Consider the following 19,059-nt stretch of genomic DNA (forward strand, 5'->3'; position numbering starts at 1 on the left):
ATGAATCCGCTTTATCAAAAACACATCATTTCCATCAACGACCTCAGCCGTGAAGAGCTGGAGCTGGTTCTGGCAACCGCGGCAAAACTGAAAGCCAATCCACAACCGGAGCTGCTGAAGCACAAGGTGATCGCCAGCTGCTTCTTCGAAGCCTCCACCCGTACCCGCCTGTCGTTTGAGACCTCTATCCACCGCCTGGGCGCCAGCGTGGTGGGCTTCTCCGACAGCAGCAACACCTCCCTCGGCAAAAAAGGCGAAACCCTGGCGGACACTATCTCGGTCATCAGCACCTACGTTGACGCCATCGTCATGCGCCATCCTCAGGAGGGTGCAGCCCGCCTGGCGACCGAGTTTTCCGGCGGCATTCCGGTGCTAAACGCCGGTGATGGCGCCAACCAGCATCCCACCCAGACCCTGCTGGATCTGTTCACCATTCAGGAGACCCAGGGCCGCCTGGAGAAGCTGAACATCGCCATGGTCGGCGACCTGAAATATGGCCGTACCGTCCACTCCCTGACCCAGGCGCTGGCGAAGTTCAACGGCAACCGCTTCTACTTTATCGCCCCGGACGCGCTGGCGATGCCGCAGTACATCCTCGATATGCTCGATGAGAAAAAGATTCAGTGGAGCCTGCACGCCAGCATCGAAGAGGTGATGGGCGAGGTGGATATTCTCTATATGACCCGCGTGCAGAAAGAGCGTCTGGATCCGTCGGAGTACGCCAACGTGAAGGCGCAGTTCGTCCTGCGCACCAGCGACCTCGAAGGCGCTCGCAGCAACATGAAGGTGCTGCACCCGCTGCCGCGCATCGATGAGATCACCACCGATGTGGATAAGACGCCGCACGCCTGGTACTTCCAGCAGGCCGGAAACGGCATCTTCGCCCGTCAGGCGTTACTGGCACTGGTTCTGAATCGCGATTTAGCTCTGTAAGGGGAAATGACAATGACACACGATAACAAACTCCAGGTCGAAGCCATCAAGCGCGGCACCGTAATTGACCACATCCCTGCGCAGGTGGGCTTTAAGCTGCTGACCCTGTTCAAACTGACCGAAACCGACCAGCGCATCACCATCGGCCTGAACCTGCCCTCCGGCGAGATGGGCCGCAAAGATCTGATTAAAATTGAGAACACCTTCCTGACCGACGAGCAGGTAAACCAGCTCTCCCTCTATGCCCCGGAAGCGACCGTTAACCGCATTGACGACTACGAAGTGGTGGGCAAATCCCGCCCCAGCCTGCCGGAGCGCATTGAAAGCGTGCTGGTCTGCCCGAACAGCAACTGCATCAGCCATGCTGAGCCGGTAAACTCCAGTTTTGCAGTGAAAAAACGCGCGGATGATATCGCACTTAAATGCAAATATTGTGAAAAAGAGTTTTCGCATAATGTGGTGCTGGCCAACTAATTGAGGTGGCAATGCATGTCTGGCTTTCTATAATGGCCGGGACTATTTGTTTTTATTCAGGAGAAATCATGACCAAAGAACTCGCGACGGAAAATGCACCTGCAGCTATTGGCCCTTACGTTCAGGGCGTTGATCTTGGCAGCATGATCATCACCTCCGGCCAGATCCCGGTGAACCCAAAAACCGGTGATGTGCCAGAAGATGTCTCCGCTCAGGCGCGCCAGTCGCTGGAAAACGTCAAAGCGATCGTTGAATCCGCTGGCCTGAAAGTGGGCGATATCGTTAAGACAACGGTATTCGTAAAAGATCTCAACGACTTCGCCACCGTCAACGCCACCTACGAAGCCTTCTTCACCGAGCATAACGCCAGTTTCCCGGCGCGCTCATGCGTGGAAGTGGCACGTCTGCCAAAAGATGTGAAAATCGAAATCGAAGCGATTGCCGTGCGCCGCTAATAGTTGATTTTGATATGCAAAAGGCAGCCTGGGCTGCCTTTTTTATTTTCTTAATACACAGCCGGAAATAGACTTCAAGTATTTTCACCATTATTTTTCATCGCCGATTGAAATGATTAATTTTTTATTCCTGGGGAAACTAACCCTGCCCCGAAATTATTGATCCCTTTTAATGGAATAAAAAATGAAACTGTCTAAAATTGCGTTGGCACTTGCCACACTCACGGTTGCTTCATCGGCTTTAGCGCATGGATATGTTGAATCTCCGGCCAGCCGCGCTTATATGTGTAAGCTTGGTAAAAATATTGATTGTGGTTCCGTACAATGGGAACCACAGAGTGTTGAACGCACCTCCGGCTTCCCGACTGGCGCTCTGCCACCGGATGGACAGCTGGCCAGCGCCGGTATTGCTCAATATTCTCAGCTCGATCGCCAGAGCCTGAACGCCTGGACTAAGACCCCAATTACCGCCGGTAAAAATACCTTCACCTGGTATCATACTGCTCCGCATAAAACCACCAACTGGCGTTGGTATATTACCAAACAAGACTGGAATCCAAATAAACCGCTGACCCGCGATCAATTTGAATCCACCCCATTCTGTACCGTAAATGGTAATGGCCAGGCTCCGGCTCAGCGTCAGGAAATGACCTGTAATGTGCCACAGCGTACCGGCTACCAGGTTATTTACGCGGTATGGGAAATTGCCGATACCACTAACAGCTTCTACCAGGCTATCGACGTTGATTTCGGTAACGGCGGCAATGTGACCCCTGACGAAACCCCGGCTCAGGTCTCCGAGTGGACGAAAACCCTGAGCGGCCAGATCGCCGGTAATAACGTCAATGCAGGCGATAAAGTGATTGCCCGCTTCTTTGATGCCAATGGCGAAGTGGTCTCCATGCGCACCCAGCTGACCATCTCTTCTGCTTCCCAGGGTCAGGCAAGCCAATGGTCTTATGACCTGGCGCAGGCAATCAACGCCGCGCACAGCGATGTTCGCGTCGGTGTTAAAGATGAGAGCGGCGTGGTGAACCCGGTTCACGGCGCGAACAACGTCTATGTGAAAGATGGCAGCACCCTGAAATCTGTCGCGATCTCCTATGAAGAGCAGCAGGCTCAGGTGAGTGAAGACATCGCCGTCACCAACGTGCGGTTCTCCAAAATCAAGAACGGCGCAGCAACCGTGACCTTCCACGTGAATACCCAGGGCGATGTGAGCCTGGAAGCGCGTGCGATGAACCACGCAGGGGCGGAAAAAGGTTACCTGAAGCAGGATATGAATAACGCCAACCAGGACGTGACCATGAACCTGACTGACGTGACGCCTGGCCACCACATGCTGAAATACTTCGCCACCAACAAAGATGGCGTACTGTTCGCGCAGGATGTGATCGACATGATGCTGGAGAACGAGGAGTCATCCGGTACGACGGGTAAATATGACTACACCTTCCCGCAGAACATCGCCTCCTACAAAGCGGGCACCGTGGTACTGCAGCCGAAAGATGGCAAAACGTACCAGTGTAAGAAAGCGCCTTACAGCGGCTACTGCGTGCAGTACGCTCCGACGGCTAACCAGTTCGAACCGGGCGTAGGTTCCCACTGGCAGATGGCGTGGACCCTGAAGTAATAGGCTCTCCTGATGCCCGGTGAACAGGTCTGTGCGATCTGTTTGCCGGGTGGCGGCTTCGCCTTACCCGGCCTGCGTGACCGCAGAATGGTGCGGGTTCTGTAGGCCCGGTAAGCGTAGCGCCACCGGGCATTTTCACCGACTACTGATTGCGCGTCGCGCGCAGCAGTTTCTCCAGCGGATAGACCGCCGCAATCACCACTTCATCCTCTATCTGCGCCGCCTTATCCAGCTCGCCCTGAATCGACGCAATCTCCGTATCATCCAGCGTCCCCTGGCGCGCCACCAGATCCGTTAAGCGCAGCCCAATCGCCGCCAGTTTGTCCACCGTCTGGATCACCGGCTTCAGCGCCTTCAGCTGATAGCTGTTCTCGGCCAGCGCCAGCGCATCCGGAGTGTTGGTCTGCCAGCGGGTAAAGAGATGGCGCAACGACTCCGCGCTTTCGCTATCCTCAGCATCGCTCACCAGCCGCTCAACCCAGCGATTCATCTGCCGCACCTGGCTGCTCTCCGGCGCCAGCGCGTCGGCCAGGCGGTTTAACGGCTCAAACAGATCGTAGTTCCCGGCCTGGAACTTAAGATGGTTACGGGTGTAATAGTGCGCAGGCTCCAGCGCCTGGGCGAGGATCGTCAGCGGCAGGGTGTCGGTGGTGTTCCCCAGACGCGTGAACTGCACCTGCTGGCGGGCATGCTGCTGCAACCCTACCGACACCGTCGACCAGCTATCCATCGCCTGTAGGCGGGTATACATGTTGTCGATATCGTTCACCTCCTGCGCCGACCACAGGCGCTCCGCCACTGCGAAGGCCCGCGGCCACAGCTTGATATCCAGCACTGGCGCCGCCACGTTTTCTGCCCACAACGCCGCCTCGCCGCCCAGCAGATTCGCCTGCTGGCTGGCATCCGGCACCGCCGGAGCGATCCCCTCCGGCACCGCATCCAGCCGCTGGCCTGTCACCGGATAACGGCTGTTGCCCAGCAGGAAATAGCCGTCAATCTTGTCGTCAGAGACGTTCACCACCGGGCGGGTCTCCCCCATCCAGGTATCGACGGTGAAGGTTACCTGATTGTCGCTGCGCCAGACGATATCCTGCACCGCACGCCGGGATTTGCCGCTGAAATCGATAAACCCGCGCCAGCCCGCCTCGCCTTTTATCAGGGTAAAGCTGCCCTCCAGCGGCTTGCCCTTCAGGCGCGGCAGGGTGAAGGACCAGCTCTGGGCGCTGTCGCTGTCGGTGATGACATCCACCTTGTTCAGCCCCTGGGGTACGATCTCATTGCGGTAGTGATAGGCGGTGTACTGGGGCTGATCGAGATAGAAGCCGGTGGAGAGAATTCCCCTGTAGCCCTGCTTCGCCACCTCCCCCAGCGCGTCCTGTCCCTGCCAGGACTGGATCAGAATGCTTTTGGGCAGATCCGGGTGGAAGATCTCATCCCAGCCCACCATCTGGCGCTGGTTTTTCTCGAGGATCGTCTCCAGCTTGCGGTTGAAATAGGCCTGCAACGCGTGGCTGTCCGCCAGCTTGTTGTCGCGCATAAACTGCTGGATGGCGGGGTTGTTTTTCCACTGGGTGTCGTCCACCTCATCGCCGCCGATATGCAGATAGGGATCCGGGAAGATCGCCGCCAGTTCAGCGATCATCGCGCCGGCGAAGGCGTAAGTGGCCTCTTTGGTCGGATCCATCACCGGCTTGAGCACACCCCACTGGCGCTCCATCTCATAGGGCCCCGGGGCACTCATCAGCTCCGGATAGGCCACCGCAATGGCCGACGCGTGGCCGGGCATATCAATCTCCGGCACCACGCGAACACCACGCGCGGCGGCGTAGCGCACCACGTCGCGCATCTGATCCTGGGTGTAGAAGAGTCCGTCACTGGCGAGTTCGGTCAGTTTCGGATAACGCTTCGAGGCAAACCGCCACCCCTGATCGTCGGTTAAGTGCCAGTGCAGCACGTTGAGTTTCGCCGCTGCCATGCCGTCGATCTGGCGTTTGATATCCTCCAACGGAATAAAGTGGCGGGCCGAATCAAGCAGCAGGCCGCGCCACGGGAAGCGCGGGGCATCTTCAATGGTCACCCACGGTACAGAGGTGTTTTCCGGGCCGTTTTGCACCAGCTGGAGCAGCGTTTCCATGGCACGCAGCGCGCCGAAGCGGGTGTTGGCGGTGATGTTCACCCCGCGGTCATCGACGGTGAGTCTGTAGCTTTCATCGCTGTCCGGTTTCGGCACGGGCGCCACCTTGCGGGCGATAGCGATGGTGACGGTCGGTTTTTCCGGCTTATCGGCCTGCGGCTGGAGCGTCCAGCCGGTTTGCAGCGCCACCCGCTGGCGCAGACGTGCCACCGCGTCGCCGAGATCGTCCCCGGAGACGCTCACCTGGAAGTTATTGTTAATGACCAGCGTGCCCTGGGTGGCGGGGCGTTCGACCTTTGCAGGCCAGGGCATCAGGGGGAGATCGCCTGCGGGGGCCGCAAACGCAGAAAAGCCGAGCATAAGCCCGGCGGTTAAGAGGCTGTACCGTAACATGAATGTTCCTTATTTGACGGGCCGAAAAAGGCAAAACATTCTGTTAACATGCGCTCAATTTGTCGTCAAGCGCGGCGGATGACGGCGATCACAGGTTGTTGAATTTGGGAAGAAAGCCATTTGCCGGGCGGCGGCTTCGCCTTACCCGGCAAAAATCACTGCCACCCGTACCGGCGGCTATAGAACCCTTTCACCAGCTGCGTCAGCGTCATATACCCGGCGAGGATCGCCACCAGCCATGGGAAGTAGCTGAGCGGCAGCGCCTGCAGTTGCAGATAGCCCGCAAGCCCCGAGAACGGCAGCGCGATACCGAGCACCATCACAATCCCCGTCATCACGATCAGCGGCCAGGCGGCGCGGCTCTGGAGGAACGGGATACGCCGGGTGCGGATCATATGCACAATCAGCGTTTGCGACAGCAGCCCCACCACGAACCAGCCGGACTGGAACAGGGTCTGCTGTTCCGGGGTGTTAGCGTGGAACACAAACCACATCAGGCAGAAGGTCAGGATGTCGAAGATGGAGCTGATCGGGCCAAAAAAGAGCATAAAACGGCCCAGTTCTGCCGGCTCCCAGCGCTGCGGCTTCTGGATCTGATCGTCGTCAACGTTATCAAACGGGATCGCCACCTGGGAGATGTCGTACATCAGGTTCTGGATCAGCAGATGCAGCGGCAGCATCGGCAGGAACGGCAGAAACGCGCTCGCCACCAGCACGCTGAAGACGTTGCCAAAGTTGGAGCTGGCGGTCATTTTGATGTACTTGAGCATGTTGGCGAAGGTGCGGCGGCCTTCGATCACTCCCTCCTCCAGCACCATCAGGCTCTTCTCCAGCAGAATGATATCCGCCGCCTCCCGGGCGATGTCCACCGCCCCGTCGACCGAGATGCCGATATCCGCGGCACGCAGCGCGGGCGCATCGTTAATGCCGTCGCCCATAAAGCCCACCACATGCCCCTCGCGCTTCAGCAGGGTGACAATGCGCTCTTTGTGCATTGGGGTCAGGCGGGCAAAGAGCGTAGTGCGTTGGGCCAGCAGAGCCAGCGCGTCGTCACTAAGGTGTTCGATATCGCCGCCAGTCACCACCTCACCCGCATCCAGCCCGACGTCGCGGCACACTTTCGCCGCCACCAGCTCGCTGTCGCCGGTGAGAATTTTCACCGTGATGCCGCTCTCTTTCAGCGCCTTTAACGCCGGTGCGGTGGTCTCTTTCGGCGGATCGAGGAAGGCGATGTACCCTTCGAGGATCAAATCAGATTCATCGATACGCTGATAGTCCCCCTCCCGCGCGGGCAGTAGCTTGCTGGCGACCGCCACCACGCGCAGCCCCTGGCGGTTCAGGTTGTCGGTGACGCGTTTGATGCGTCGCAGCATGGTCTCATCCAGCGGGACAATCTCGCCGTGATACCGCACCTGGGTAGTCACATTGAGGATCTCCTGCAATGCCCCTTTGCAGATCAGCTGATGCACGCCCTGCTCTTCACTCACCACCACCGACATCCGGCGGCGCTCGAAATCGAAGGGGATCTCATCCACCTTCTGCCAGCGGGATGAAAGGGCGCGGGCGGCGGCTTCATCCACCCCTTCCAGCACCGCGACGTCGAGCAGGTTTTTCAGCCCGGTCTGGTAGTGGCTGTTCAGCCAGGCGGTTTCCAGCACCCGCTCGCAGATCTTGCCTGCGATGTCAGTGTGGTGCTCCAGCACGATCTTGTCCTGGGTCAGGGTGCCGGTTTTGTCGGTGCAGAGGATATCCATGGCGCCAAAGTTCTGGATGGCGTCGAGGTGTTTGACGATCACCTTCTGCTTCGAGAGTTTTACCGCCCCGCGCGCCAGGGTCGAGGTGACAATCATCGGCAGCATCTCCGGGGTGAGGCCTACCGCCACCGAGAGGGCAAACAGTGCCGCCTCCCACCAGTCGCCTTTGGTGTAGCCGTTAATCAGCAGCACGATGGGGGTCATCGCCAGCATAAAGCGGATCAGCAGCATGCTGACGCGGCCAATCCCCTGCTGGAAGGCGTTGGGTTCGCTCTCCTGCTCGCTGACGCGCCCGGCCAGCTGCCCAAACCAGGTGTTGCCCCCGGTGGCAATCACCATCGCCTGCGCCGTACCGCTCACCACCGTGGTGCCCATAAAACAGAGGGTGTCGCACTCCAGCGGGTTGTTCTGCTGCGGATCGCGGCTGTGGGCGACTTTCTCCACGGGCAGGGATTCGCCGGTCAACGATGCCTGGGCCACGAACAGGTCGCGGGCCTGGATAATGCGTAAATCTGCCGGGATCATATCCCCGGCCGCCAGCTTAACCAGATCCCCCGGCACCAGTTGGTCAATGGGGATCTCCTGCCAGCCGCTTTCCCCTTTGTCGTTCAGGGTGCGCAGGACGGTGGCGGTATTGCTGACCATCGCCTTCAGGGCATCCGCCGCGCGGGTGGAGCGGGCCTCCTGAATAAAGTTCAGCAGCGTGGAGATGCCCACCATCAGGGCGATCACCCCGGCGGCAAACAGGTCTTCGGTGGCATAGGAGATCGCTCCCAGCACCGTCAGCAGCAGGTTAAAAGGGTTGCGGTAGCAGGCCCACAGGTGTATCCACCAGCGGGCCGGCTGTTGCGCCGGGAGGGTATTTTTGCCGTGAAGGGCGCGGGTAGCCTGAACCTCGGCGGCAGTGAGCCCTTCCGGGTGGCTGCCAAAGGTCCGCCACAGGGCGGGCTCATCCATGGCGGCAACCTGCAGGCAGTGGGCGGCAAGGGTGGCGGGAATAGCGGCATCGCTTTTGCCGGTTGCCATAGGGGTGCGCTGCACCAGACGGCGCGGCAGGTGACGGCTCAGCCGGATAAACAGCTGCTGTGTGAAATTTTTGAACATAACAAGTCCCCCGCACCCGCAAAAAACGGGCGCAGTTTTGCCTTCAGACGTGACAGAGCCACGCCTGAGCGGCGATATCAGTTATGCAGGGACGCGGGAATACGCCACTGCCCTACGCATCCGGTAAGGCAGTGAAGAGGCTTACCGGAGAGAGAGGGATCTCCCTGTCGGGAGAGGGGTGGGATCGGGATCCATACAGCCTCCGGTAAGAAAAAAAGGTAAGTCGGTGCGCACTATAGCGTTTTAGCCATACCGCGTACGGCAATTCGGGCGGTATGATAACGCCCGGGTATTAAACCAAACGTAAACCAGACATTGCCCATTGCACAACCCGGGACCCGGCTTAGGATTAGTGATTATTTCATTGATGCATAACAGGATATAAAGCATGCAGAACCGCCTCACCATTAAAGATATTGCGCGTCTGAGCGGCGTGGGTAAATCCACCGTCTCACGGGTGCTGAACAACGAAAGTGGTGTCAGCCAGCGCACGCGCGAACGCGTCGAGGCGGTAATGAATCAGCACGGCTTCTCCCCGTCTCGCTCGGCGCGCGCCATGCGTGGACAGAGCGACAAAGTGGTGGCGATCATCGTCACCCGTCTGGATTCACTGTCGGAAAACCTGGCCGTACAGACCATGCTGCCCGTCTTCTACGAGCAGGGTTACGATCCGATCATGATGGAGAGCAAGTTCTCGCCGCAGATGGTCGAGGAGCATCTCGGGATGCTGAAACGCCGCAACATTGACGGCGTGGTGCTGTTTGGCTTTACCGGCATCAGCGAAGAGATGCTTATCCCCTGGAAGCCGTCGCTGGTGCTGATGGCGCGGGATGCCCGCGGGTTTGCCTCCGTATGCTATGACGACGAAGGGGCGATCCTTACCCTGATGCAGCGCCTGTATGAGAGCGGCCATCGCCATATCAGCTATCTTGGCGTGCCGCACAGCGACGTTACCACCGGTCAGCGCCGTCATGCTGCCTACCTCGCGTTTTGTAAACAGCACGCGCTCCCCGCCGTGGCCGCACTCCCCGGCCTTGGCATGAAGCAGGGTTATGAAAAGGTGGCCGACGTGCTGACCCCACAGACTACCGCCCTGCTCTGTGCCACGGATACTCTGGCTCTGGGCGCAAGTAAGTACTTACAAGAACAGCGAATCGATAGCCTGCAACTGGCGAGCGTGGGCAATACGCCGCTGATGAAGTTCCTCCACCCGGAGATCATCACTGTCGATCCCGGCTACGCCGACTCTGGTCGCCAGGCTGCCATGCAGCTGATTGAGCAGATCAACGGCCGCAGCAAACCGCGTCAGATCGTTATTCCCGCCATCCTCTCCTGAGCCTCAAAAAAGGCTTTATTGTGATCCTCGCCCGGTTTCGGGAACGTTCCCATTTCCGTTGTGAAGACGAAAGAGTAGGCTTGCCGCCAGTTATCTCCTTCCCCTGAACCCGTATCATGAGGATTCATGATGAGCAAAGTAAAACAAGCGGATATCGACCAGCTGATCGTGCTGGTTGGCGGACGTGACAACATCGCCACAGTCAGCCACTGCATTACCCGCCTGCGTTTTGTGCTGAACGACCCGGCCAAAGCCAACCCGAAAGCGATCGAAGAGCTGTCGATGGTGAAAGGCTGCTTCACCAACGCCGGGCAGTTCCAGGTAGTTATCGGCACCGAGGTGGGCGACTACTACAAGGCGCTGCTGGCGACCACCGGTCATTCATCGGCGGATAAAGAGCAGGCCAAGAAAGCGGCACGCCAGAATATGAAGTGGCATGAACAGCTCATTTCACATTTTGCGGAGATTTTCTTCCCGCTGCTGCCGGCGCTGATCAGCGGCGGCTTGATCCTCGGCTTCCGTAACGTGATTGGCGATGTGCCGATGAGCGGCGGCAAAACCCTGGCGCAGATCTACCCGGCGTTGCAGAGCATCTATGACTTCCTGTGGCTGATTGGCGAGGCGATCTTCTTCTACCTGCCGGTGGGGATCTGCTGGTCGGCGGTGCGCAAAATGGGCGGTACGCCAATCCTCGGCATCGTACTGGGCGTAACGCTGGTCTCTCCGCAGTTAATGAACGCTTACTTACTTGGGCAGCAGGTCCCGGAGGTGTGGAACTTCGGCCTGTTCACCATCGCCAAAGTGGGCTACCAGGCGCAGGTGATCCCGGCCCTGCTCGCCGGCCTGGCGCTGGGGATGATTGAAACTCGTCTTAAGCGCATGGTGCCGGACTACCTCTACCTGGTGGTGGTGCCGGTCTGCTCCCTGATCCTCGCGGTGTTCCTCGCCCACGCCTTTATCGGTCCGTTTGGCCGCATGATTGGCGACGGCGTAGCCTTCGCGGTGCGTCACCTGATGACCGGCAGCTTCGCCCCGATTGGCGCCGCGCTGTTCGGCTTCCTCTATGCCCCGCTGGTGATCACTGGCGTGCATCAGACCACCCTGGCGATTGATATGCAGATGATCCAGAGCCTCGGCGGCACCCCGGTGTGGCCGCTGATTGCCCTGTCGAACATTGCTCAGGCCTCGGCGGTAACCGGCATCATCATCGTCAGCCGTAAGCATAACGAACGTGAGATCTCGGTGCCGGCAGCCATCTCCGCCTATCTCGGCGTCACCGAACCGGCGATGTACGGCATCAACCTGAAATACCGATTCCCGATGCTCTGCGCGATGATCGGCTCCGGGCTGGCGGGCCTGCTGTGCGGCCTGAACGGCGTGATGGCCAACGGCATCGGCGTCGGCGGTCTGCCGGGCATCCTCTCCATCCAGACCGCCTTCTGGCAGGTCTTCGCGCTGGCGATGGCCGTGGCGATCGTCGTGCCGATGGCGCTCACGACCGTTGTCTATCAGCGCAAGTATCGTCAGGGCACGTTGCAGGCGGTTTAATCTTCTTCGGGGCGCAGTTGCGCGCCCCTTCGCATTTGCAGGAACGCATTATGAATACCCTTCCTCACTGGTGGCAAAACGGCGTCATCTATCAGATCTACCCGAAGAGCTTCCAGGACACCACCGGGCGCGGCACCGGCGATCTGCGCGGCGTGACGTCGCGTCTCGATTACCTCAAAACCCTCGGCGTTGACGCCCTCTGGCTGACGCCGTTCTACATCTCCCCCCAGGTGGATAACGGCTACGACGTGGCAAACTACCTCAGCATCGATCCGGCCTACGGCACGCTGGATGATTTCGACGCGCTGGTGGCCCAGGCTCATGCGCGTGGGATACGCATCGTGCTGGATATGGTGTTTAACCATACCTCCACCCAGCACCCCTGGTTCCGCGAGTCGCTCAATAAAGCCAGCCCGTACCGGGAGTTCTATATCTGGCGCGACGGCACCCCGGAGCAGACGCCCAACAACTGGCGCTCCAAGTTTGGCGGCAACGCCTGGCGCTGGCACGCCGAAAGCGAGCAGTACTATCTGCACCTCTTTGCCCCGGAGCAGGCCGATCTCAACTGGGAGAACCCGCAGGTGCGCGCCGAGTTGAAAAAGGTGTGCGAGTTCTGGGCCGATCGCGGCGTGGACGGCCTGCGTCTCGACGTGATTAACCTGGTGTCGAAAGAGCAGGACTTCCCCGACGATGCGATCGGTGATGGCCGCCGCTTCTACACCGATGGGCCGCGCATACACGCGTTTTTGCAGGAGATGAGCCGGGAGGTCTTTACCCCGCGCAACCTGATGACGGTGGGCGAGATGTCCTCCACCAGCCTGGCGCACTGCCAGCAGTACGCGGCGCTTGATGGGCGTGAGCTGTCGATGACCTTTAACTTCCACCACCTGAAGGTGGATTATCCCAACGGCGAAAAGTGGACGCTGGCGAAGCCCGATTTCGTGGCGCTGAAGGCTTTGTTCAGCCACTGGCAGCAGGGGATGCACAACCGGGCATGGAACGCGCTGTTCTGGTGTAACCACGATCAGCCGCGCATCGTCTCGCGCTTTGGCGATGAGGGAGAGTACCGCGTCCCGGCGGCGAAAATGCTGGCGATGGTGCTGCACGGCATGCAGGGTACCCCTTACATCTATCAGGGTGAAGAGATCGGCATGACCAACCCGCACTTCAGCCGCATCACCGACTACCGGGACGTGGAGAGCCACAACATGTTCGCCGGGCTGCGCGCGCAGGGACGGGACGCCGATGAACTGCTGGCGATCCTCGCGAGTAAATCCCGCGACAACAGCCGCACGCCGATGCAGTGGGACGCCTCCCCCAACGCCGGCTTCACCACCGGTGAGCCGTGGATTGCCCTGGGCGATAACGCAGAGACGATCAACGTTGCCGCGGCGCTGGCCGATCCCGACTCGGTGTTTTACACCTACCAGGCACTGATTACGCTGCGTAAAACCCTGCCGGTGCTGACCTGGGGGGATTATCAGGATCTGCTTGCGGATCACCCGTCGCTGTGGTGCTACCGCCGTCAGTGGCAGGGCCAGACGCTGATGGTGGTGGCTAACCTGAGCCGCGCCTGCCAGCCGTGGCAACCGCAGGCGGTGGACGGCAACTGGCAGGTGGTGATGAGCAACTATGCCGAGGTCTCGCCGCAGCCAGGCGCCATGACCCTGCGACCCTTTGAAGCGGTCTGGTGGCTACAGGCATAACCTTCTGCGCCGGGCGCCGCACGGTTGCCCGGCGCACGCTTTATGGCTGGAAAATCAGCCCGGTTTTGGCTTGAAAAATTTACAAATCCTCTATCGCGCGTCATCTGTACACTTCGTTTTTTACCTTGTCCTGAATCAAATAAATCGCAAACTTGTTTGATGCAAATCACTACATATAGAACTTAGAATGCTCGCCGACCCAAGATGTTGTATCCATGGTCTATTATTGCCACAAGACCACGAAAACCACACAACATAAAATTGTGGATAAAAAGGGTCGAAATCAGGAGAAATCGCGCACGCGTCGAGAGTTACGCTCCCGCGCCTTTTTCCTGCCTCTGTGGATAACCTGTTCTTAAATGGAGTGATCATGACACCGCATGTGATGAAACGAGATGGCTGTAACGTGCCTTTCAAATCAGAGCGCATTCAGGAAGCGATTCTGCGTGCAGCTAAAGCAGCGGGAGTCGATGACGCAGATTACTGCGCCACCGTCGCAGAGGTGGTCAGCAACCAGATGATGGGCCGCAGCAAGGTCGACATTAACGAGATCCAGACCGCGGTGGAAAACCAGCTGATGTCCGGCCCCTACAAGCAGCTGGCGCGCGCCTACATTGAATACCGTCACGACCGTGATATTGAACGTGAAAAACGCGGCCGCCTGAACCAGGAGATCCGCGGCCTGGTGGAACAGACCAACTCCGCGCTGCTCAACGAAAATGCCAACAAAGACAGCAAAGTGATCCCCACCCAGCGCGACCTGCTGGCCGGTATTGTGGCTAAACACTACGCCCGTCAGCACCTGCTGCCACGCGACGTGGTGCAGGCCCATGAGCGCGGGGATATTCACTATCACGATCTCGACTATTCGCCATTCTTCCCGATGTTCAACTGCATGCTGATCGACCTGAAGGGCATGCTGACCCACGGCTTCAAGATGGGCAACGCCGAGATCGAACCGCCAAAATCGATCTCCACCGCCACCGCAGTGACGGCGCAGATTATCGCCCAGGTCGCCAGCCACATTTATGGCGGCACCACCATCAACCGGATCGACGAAGTGCTGGCCCCGTTTGTGACCGCCAGCTTCAACAAGCATCGCCAGGTGGCGGAAGAGTGGCAGATCCCGGATGCGGATGGATATGCCCGCTCCCGCACCGAGAAAGAGTGCTACGACGCCTTCCAGTCGCTGGAATATGAGGTGAACACCCTGCACACCGCTAACGGTCAGACGCCGTTTGTCACCTTTGGCTTTGGTCTGGGCACCAGTTGGGAATCGCGCCTGATCCAGCAGTCCATTCTGCGCAACCGCATTTCCGGCCTCGGCAAAAACCGCAAAACCGCGGTCTTCCCGAAGCTGGTGTTCGCCATCCGCGACGGCCTGAACCACAAGTTTGGCGATCCGAACTACGACATCAAACAGCTGGCGCTGGAGTGCGCGAGCAAGCGCATGTATCCGGACATTCTGAACTATGACCAGGTGGTGAAGGTCACCGGCTCGTTCAAAACCCCCATGGGCTGCCGCAGCTTCCTCGGCGTGTACGAAGATGAGAACGGCGAGCAGATCCACGACGGGCGTAACAATCTGGGCGTGATCAGCCTGAACCTGCCGCGCATCGCGCTGGAAGCCAAAGGCAACGAAGCAACATTCTGGAAACTGCTGGACGAGCGCCTGGTGCTGGCGCGTAAGGCGCTGATGACCCGTATCGCCCGTCTGGAAGGGGTCAAAGCCCGCGTCGCCCCGATCCTCTATATGGAAGGGGCCTGCGGGGTACGCCTGAAGGCCGACGATGATGTGGCGGAGATCTTCAAGAATGGCCGGGCCTCCATTTCGCTGGGCTATATCGGCATCCACGAAACCATCAATGCGCTGTTTGGCGACCAGCACATCTACGACAGCGAAGCCCTGCGTGAGAAAGGTATCGCTATCGTCCAACGCCTGCGCGACGCGGTGGATCGCTGGAAAGAGGAGACCGGCTACGGCTTCAGCCTCTACAGCACCCCGAGCGAAAACCTGTGCGACCGCTTCTGCCGCCTGGATACCGCCGAGTTTGGCGTGGTGGAAGGTGTTACCGATAAGGGCTACTACACCAACAGCTTCCACCTCGACGTGGAGAAGAAGGTGAACCCGTACGACAAGATCGATTTTGAAGCGGCCTACCCACCGATCGCCAACGGCGGCTTCATCTGCTACGGCGAGTACCCGAACATTCAGCACAACCTGAAGGCGCTGGAAGACGTGTGGGATTACAGCTATCAGCACGTGCCCTATTACGGCACCAACACGCCAATAGATGAGTGCTACGAGTGCGGCTTTACCGGTGAGTTCGAGTGCACCAGCAAAGGCTTCACCTGTCCGAAATGCGGTAACCACGACGCCGCCCGCGTCTCCGTGACCCGCCGCGTGTGCGGCTACCTCGGCAGCCCGGACGCCCGTCCGTTCAACGCCGGCAAGCAGGAAGAGGTGAAGCGCCGGGTGAAGCATTTAGGGTATGGGCAGATCGGGTAACCCTCTGCCAGATTTATGCCCGGTGGCGCGCAGCGATCCGGGCCTACAATTCGCATTCACACTGTAGGCCGGGATCGCTACGCGACACCCGGCGTGGTTATACGCTATGAAGTATCATCAATATTATCCTGTCGACATCGTCAACGGCCCTGGCACCCGCTGCACGCTGTTTGTCTCCGGCTGCGTTCATGAATGCCCCGGCTGCTACAACAAAAGCACCTGGCGACTGAATTCCGGCATGCCGTTTACCGCGGAGATGGAGCAGCGGATCATCGACGATCTCAACGACACGCGCATCAAACGCCAGGGGATTTCGTTATCCGGCGGCGATCCGCTGCACCCGCAAAACGTGCCGGATATCCTGAAGCTGGTGCAGCGCATTCGCGCCGAGTGCCCGGGCAAAGATATCTGGGTGTGGACGGGTTATAAGCTGGACGAACTGAACGAGGAGCAGATGCAGGTGGTGGATCTGATCAACGTGCTGATCGACGGCAAATTTGTGCAGGATCTGAAAGATCCGATGCTGATCTGGCGCGGCAGCAGTAACCAGGTGGTGCATCATCTGCGTTGAGTCTTAAAGCCGTTGATTTGCGTCGTGATAGACGGCTGATTTTTCGCGTTTTCCCACTGCGACCACAAATACCGTAATGACCTTATCCCTGACCTGATATACCAGCCGATAACCGGACGAACTGAGTTTAATTTTGTAGCAGTCCGGTAAGCCATGTAGCCTGGCAGACTCTCTTCGCGGGTTTGACAGGACGACTGCCAGCTTCTTCTTAAACTGACTCTTAACCGTATCACCCAGTTTCTGCCACTCCTTTAGCGCACGTGGATCGAATTCCAGCTCATAGGTCATCCAGACTAACCTTGATCCCTTTTTGCGGATTCGCCAGCCGTTCCCTGACCGTCCTGATCAGTTCATCTTCGCTGTCACTTACCGTCACGGTTTTGACCGGCATGCGGCCATTTTCCGCGACATACTGGAACAGAAGCCGAACGGCTTCCGTCGGGGTAATGTTCAGTTTTTCCAGCACGGCATATGCCTCGTTTTTGAGTTTGTCATCCAGACGGACGTTAAGCGTGGCCATTATGCCTCCGGTAAAAACGAATCTGTAATGCAGTTTAGCATTACATTCGCATTACATCGAATTCTGGATAGCGCCTCTCAAAACCGGCTCAAACTCTCCATCGCCACGGTTTTAAACTCCGCGAAGTCGTGACATTGACAGAGCCGCGTCATCGCCCGTTCGCGCAGGAAGGTGACGAAGATATCGTAGATGGCCATCGCCTCTTCATACTCGCTTTTACTGATCGCCAGCAGGAAGATGACGTGCGCGGTTTCATCCCCCCACTGAATTCCCTGCGGGGCCAGCACGGTGTAGACCACGGTTTTTTGCGCCAGCAAACCGAGGGAGTGCGGCAGGGCGATACCGTCACCGAGCAGGGTGCTGACGATGGCCTCACGCTCCACCACCGAGTCGAGAAACTCTGCATCTACAAACCCCTCCTCCTGTAGCTGGCCGCACAGCTCACGAAACAGCGTCTGCTGATCGATGGGTTCATTGATCACGCGGAAGTGGCTGGCATCAAAGTACTTTTCCAGCATCCAGGGGCGCGTTCTGTCCACCAGCACCAGCTTGCCGATCTGCTCGAGCTGATAGTCGGTCGGGAACGGGGCGATCATCACCACCGGCTTGGCTTTTTCGCCGATCCGCGCGGTGGAGATGACGAAATCTTCGCTGATGTTCTCGCACTGCTCATACTCCCGCAACGTCAGCACACGCGTCACCTCGATTTGCGGATACTTGCGCTGCAAAACGGCCTCGATCATCCGCACCATCGCGTTGCCCGCGTCGCACACCAGCATCACCCGCGGCTGGCGCTGATAGCCAATGTTGTAGTGGCGCTCCAGGCCGACGCCGATATGCAGCACCAGGAAGCCAATCTCGTTTTCGCTGATCGCATACGGGGTGTACTTGCCCCAGCTCGAGACCGCCGCGAGGGTCATGTCCCACGCCATCGGATAGTGCTGCTTGATGTTATCCAGCAGCGGATTGGGGATCATGATCTGGTAGCGCACCCGGGTGATCATGGTTTTAATGTGGGTCAGCAGATCCGCGTGGAGCTGAGCGTCCGCGAGGAGGTTGTAGTTATAGTGGGTGTTGATATAGCCCAGGATGTAGTTCACCAGCGCCTCTTCATCATCGGCGTTGATGGCGCTGGGTGAGATCTCCTGCACCTGACGGGCGGCGATATGCACCCCCAGCCAGGTCACCTCCGAGGGAGACAGCGTTTTATCGGCCAGCCGGGCGATGGCGCTGGCGATATCCCGCGCGGCGTCGCGCACGTTCTCGGCCACCTCTTCGGCGTTAAACTCCGGCAGCGGATAGCCTTCGCTGATGCGTCGCACCGTTACCGCGCCGTAGAGCCGTAAAAACAGCTCCCCCTCATCAGTCAGACGGATATGGTGACGGGTAAAGGTCTCATGCAGGACGGCGGCGAGCTGCTCCGGCACGCCGGCATTGAGTGCCACTTCCGTCACCAGCGGATTAAGGTTGTCCTGCTGCGCCAGCTGCCACAGCAGATCGGTGAGGCATGCGCGGATCGCCATCTCGCTGCCAAACAGCTTCATGCCGTGACGCGGGCGGGTCTCCAGGGTCAGGCGATAGCGATGAAACCACTCGCGCACCTCCGCCATATCGCTCTGTAGCGTGGCGCGGCTGACAAACCACTCGTCGGCCAGATCCTCCAGCTTGAGGGAGAATGCCGAGGTGAGAAAGCGCACCACCAGGTAGTGCACCCGCTCGGGGCCGGTGCGCGGAATACGCAACGTCCGCGGATGCGAAGCCTGCAACAGCTGATAGCGCGCCGGATCGTCAATTTTCAGTTGATAGCCGTTACCGCGGCTGAGGATAAACTGCGCCCCGTTCCCCGCCAGCAGCGCGTTCAGCGCGGTGATATCAGCCCGGACGGTACGCGTGGAGACCGACAACCGTTGCGCCAGTTCGTCCTGCGGCAGCGTCTCGTTTTGCAACATCTCGAACAGTTGCGCTAAACGTTGGTTGGGAAATCGCACG

14 protein-coding genes are annotated in these 19,059 nt (G+C 58.8%); 9 read left to right on the plus strand and 5 right to left on the minus strand.

All coding sequences use genetic code 11. The features are described from left to right. The 4 genes from pyrB (at position 1) to gbpA (ending at position 3,495) form a co-directional block, all read left to right on the plus strand. A complete protein-coding gene (pyrB, locus tag ACT3IC_RS07090) occupies positions 1-933 on the plus strand; it encodes an aspartate carbamoyltransferase (RefSeq protein ID WP_473476933.1) in 933 nt (310 codons plus the stop codon). 12 nt (positions 934-945) lie between these two features. After that, entirely contained in the window at positions 946-1,407 is a 462-nt protein-coding gene (gene pyrI / locus ACT3IC_RS07095; protein WP_039030593.1) for an aspartate carbamoyltransferase regulatory subunit, read from the plus strand. A 68-nt stretch (positions 1,408-1,475) separates the two neighbouring features. After that, on the plus strand, positions 1,476-1,862 hold the full coding sequence (gene ridA / locus ACT3IC_RS07100) for a 2-iminobutanoate/2-iminopropanoate deaminase (RefSeq protein WP_103178039.1): 387 nt from the start codon (positions 1,476-1,478) through the stop codon (positions 1,860-1,862). A gap of 184 nt (positions 1,863-2,046) precedes the next feature. Next, positions 2,047-3,495, plus strand: coding sequence for an N-acetylglucosamine-binding protein GbpA (gene gbpA, locus ACT3IC_RS07105; protein ID WP_159340177.1), 1,449 nt, complete (start codon positions 2,047-2,049; stop codon positions 3,493-3,495). 142 nt (positions 3,496-3,637) lie between these two features. Here gbpA and ACT3IC_RS07110 read toward each other — a convergent pair whose 3' ends face one another. Together ACT3IC_RS07110 and mgtA are read right to left on the minus strand one after the other, a co-directional pair. After that, complete coding sequence (locus ACT3IC_RS07110; protein ID WP_473476938.1) at positions 3,638-6,022, minus strand: beta-N-acetylhexosaminidase; 2,385 nt, start codon at positions 6,020-6,022, stop codon at positions 3,638-3,640. Positions 6,023-6,177: 155 nt separating this feature from the next. Continuing rightward, entirely contained in the window at positions 6,178-8,880 is a 2,703-nt protein-coding gene (gene mgtA / locus ACT3IC_RS07115) for a magnesium-translocating P-type ATPase (RefSeq protein WP_159340179.1), read from the minus strand. Positions 8,881-9,268: 388 nt separating this feature from the next. Between mgtA and treR the strand changes: the two genes are divergently transcribed. The 5 genes from treR (at position 9,269) to nrdG (ending at position 16,550) form a co-directional block, all read left to right on the plus strand. Then, on the plus strand, positions 9,269-10,216 hold the full coding sequence (gene treR, locus ACT3IC_RS07120; protein ID WP_159340180.1) for a trehalose operon repressor TreR: 948 nt from the start codon (positions 9,269-9,271) through the stop codon (positions 10,214-10,216). A gap of 129 nt (positions 10,217-10,345) precedes the next feature. Next, complete coding sequence (gene treB, locus ACT3IC_RS07125; protein ID WP_473478890.1) at positions 10,346-11,764, plus strand: PTS trehalose transporter subunit IIBC; 1,419 nt, start codon at positions 10,346-10,348, stop codon at positions 11,762-11,764. Positions 11,765-11,814: 50 nt separating this feature from the next. Further along, on the plus strand, positions 11,815-13,470 hold the full coding sequence (treC, locus tag ACT3IC_RS07130) for an alpha,alpha-phosphotrehalase (RefSeq protein WP_159340181.1): 1,656 nt from the start codon (positions 11,815-11,817) through the stop codon (positions 13,468-13,470). 370 nt (positions 13,471-13,840) lie between these two features. Next, the gene (gene nrdD / locus ACT3IC_RS07135; protein ID WP_473476943.1) at positions 13,841-15,979 is read left to right on the plus strand and encodes an anaerobic ribonucleoside-triphosphate reductase; all 2,139 of its coding nucleotides are present in this window, start codon (positions 13,841-13,843) and stop codon (positions 15,977-15,979) included. A gap of 106 nt (positions 15,980-16,085) precedes the next feature. Further along, complete coding sequence (gene nrdG / locus ACT3IC_RS07140; protein ID WP_180210231.1) at positions 16,086-16,550, plus strand: anaerobic ribonucleoside-triphosphate reductase-activating protein; 465 nt, start codon at positions 16,086-16,088, stop codon at positions 16,548-16,550. Positions 16,551-16,553: 3 nt separating this feature from the next. Here nrdG and ACT3IC_RS07145 read toward each other — a convergent pair whose 3' ends face one another. The 3 genes from ACT3IC_RS07145 to ACT3IC_RS07155 all read right to left on the minus strand — a co-directional run bounded on the left by ACT3IC_RS07145 (position 16,554) and on the right by ACT3IC_RS07155 (position 19,058). After that, the gene (locus tag ACT3IC_RS07145) at positions 16,554-16,838 is read right to left on the minus strand and encodes a type II toxin-antitoxin system RelE family toxin (RefSeq protein ID WP_103178030.1); all 285 of its coding nucleotides are present in this window, start codon (positions 16,836-16,838) and stop codon (positions 16,554-16,556) included. Continuing rightward, on the minus strand, positions 16,828-17,070 hold the full coding sequence (locus ACT3IC_RS07150; protein ID WP_103178029.1) for a type II toxin-antitoxin system RelB/DinJ family antitoxin: 243 nt from the start codon (positions 17,068-17,070) through the stop codon (positions 16,828-16,830). Before ACT3IC_RS07150 ends, ACT3IC_RS07145 begins: the two co-directional genes overlap by 11 nt. Positions 17,071-17,147: 77 nt before the next feature. After that, positions 17,148-19,058, minus strand: coding sequence for a BglG family transcription antiterminator (locus ACT3IC_RS07155; RefSeq protein ID WP_473476948.1), 1,911 nt, complete (start codon positions 19,056-19,058; stop codon positions 17,148-17,150). Position 19,059: the final 1 nt, after the last annotated feature.

Source organism: Leclercia sp. GHBNCSD, from assembly GCF_055805075.1.